Source organism: Candidatus Binatia bacterium (genome assembly GCA_036382395.1).
Lineage (GTDB): Bacteria > Desulfobacterota > Binatia > HRBIN30 > HRBIN30 > JAGDMS01.
Window position 1 is genome coordinate 1 of the sequence record DASVHW010000300.1, and the last position, 1691, is coordinate 1691.

Annotated in this window: 3 protein-coding genes; 1 reads left to right on the forward strand and 2 read right to left on the reverse strand. The window is 63.0% G+C overall.

Going from position 1 to position 1691, the window contains the following annotated elements; all coding sequences use genetic code 11:
- Both VF515_14105 and VF515_14110 read right to left on the reverse strand, forming a co-directional pair.
- On the reverse strand, positions 1–222 hold a 222-nt coding region (locus tag VF515_14105; GenBank protein HEX7408769.1), incomplete at its 3' end, for a hypothetical protein.
- Positions 223–271: 49 nt separating this feature from the next.
- Entirely contained in the window at positions 272–1072 is an 801-nt protein-coding gene (locus tag VF515_14110) for a crotonase/enoyl-CoA hydratase family protein (GenBank protein HEX7408770.1), read from the reverse strand.
- Positions 1073–1280: 208 nt separating this feature from the next.
- On the opposite strand from VF515_14110, the gene VF515_14115 reads away from it, so the two are divergent.
- A partial coding sequence (locus VF515_14115; GenBank protein HEX7408771.1) for a hypothetical protein occupies positions 1281–1691 on the forward strand: 411 nt, incomplete at its 3' end.

The following is a 1691-nucleotide window of genomic DNA, read 5'->3' on the forward strand; positions in this document are numbered from 1 at the left end:
GAGTAGCAGTATCACCGCCTCGGCGAAGTTGGGATCGCGCAGGCTGCGTTTGGCGATGAGAAACCGGCCCGTCGCGGGCTTGGTCGGCGAGAGCGTCTCCCCTTGCCGAGCCGCGACAGCATCGGACGCATGCAGGCAACGATCCGACCGGCCAGGACACAGCCCCGTCGGCCCGGGAGTGCACAGCGAGCTGAGCAGAACACACAGTAGCGGAACGGTCATATCAACGTCAGACTCCGGTCCGATCTCGTCGATCGGTACGTTACCGTCCTCAGCGGCGTTGGAAGTTCGGTTTGCGCTTCTCCTTGAAGGCGCGCGGACCTTCCCTCGCGTCCTCGCTCATAAATACCTTCCAGCCATAGTCGAACTCGTGGGCCAGCGCCTCCGCCTCGGTCATACCGTCGGTCTCGTGCAGCGTGCGTATGATCGCCTCGACGGCGAGCGGCCCGTTGTCGCAAATGACCTGGGCGATCTCACGCGCCTTGGCGAGCGCCTGACCATCGGGAACCACATGGCCAATGAGTCCGATCGAGAGCGCCTCGCGTGCCGTGAGGTGTTTGCCAGTGAGCAGGATCTCGGCCGCGTGGGTGTACGGAATCTGGCGCCGCAGCCGCACCGCCGAGCCGGCCATCGGGTAGAGTGACCACCGTGCTTCCGACACGCCGAAGCGAGCCTTCTCTCCGGCGATACGGATCTCGGTCGCTTGCAGGATTTCCGTGCCGCCGGCGATCGCCACACCCTCGACCGCCGCGATGATGGGTTTGGTTGGCCGGTAGCTGCGCAGCAGCGCCTTCCAGTGTAGCTCGGGGTCAGCGGACATGCGTGCAGTGACGTCGATTTCCGGATCCGTGTTCCCGCCGTCCCCTGCCATCGCCCGGAGATCGGCGCCGGAGCAGAAGTTGCCGCCTGCCCCGGTAAGGATGATGCAACGGACGTCGTCCTTCGTCGACGCCTCGACGAAGGCGTCGTACATGCGTACGAGCATGGCGCCCGAGAGCGCATTCATACGCTCTGGACGGTTCAAAGTAACCACCAACACATGGCCTTCACGTTCGACGATCGCATCAGGCATAGGCTGTAACCTATGACGTCCGTGCGGGCTGATGCAATACCAACCGCTCCACAGGCACGCACTCCGGCTGCGGGTCCATTTCCTCGCTTCTTCCCATCAAGCACGCACTTTGGTAGCTCTTGCGTTTATGTGGGTGCGGCTTGGTAGGCGTATCGAAATGACGAGAAGCATGTCTGCATTCGTGCCAGCCCTTTCCGGCCGCGCCAGGATGGCATGCTTACTCTTGGCGCTGGGCACCCCCGTGCAAGGACACGCCTGCGATCTGTGCGCAATCTACACCGCGACCGAACAGCGGGAGAGTCGCACCGGCATCCGGGTGGGCGTCGCCGAGCAGTTCACCAGCAGCAACACGCTGCAACAAAGCGGCGAGAAGGTCGACAACCCGGCCGGGCAACGCCTCAACAGCTCGATCACGCAGTTCCTCGCCGGATATAACTTCACCCCACGCATCGGCCTGCAACTGAACCTCCCCCTCATAACGCGCGCCTTTCGCCGCGTAGAGGGCATGGATGTTGTCAACGGTGACGAAAGTGGAATCGGCGACCTGTCACTCATCGTCAACGGGGAGGCTTACCGTGACGTGACGGAGGATAGCGTCATTCGGCTATCGCTCCTCGGC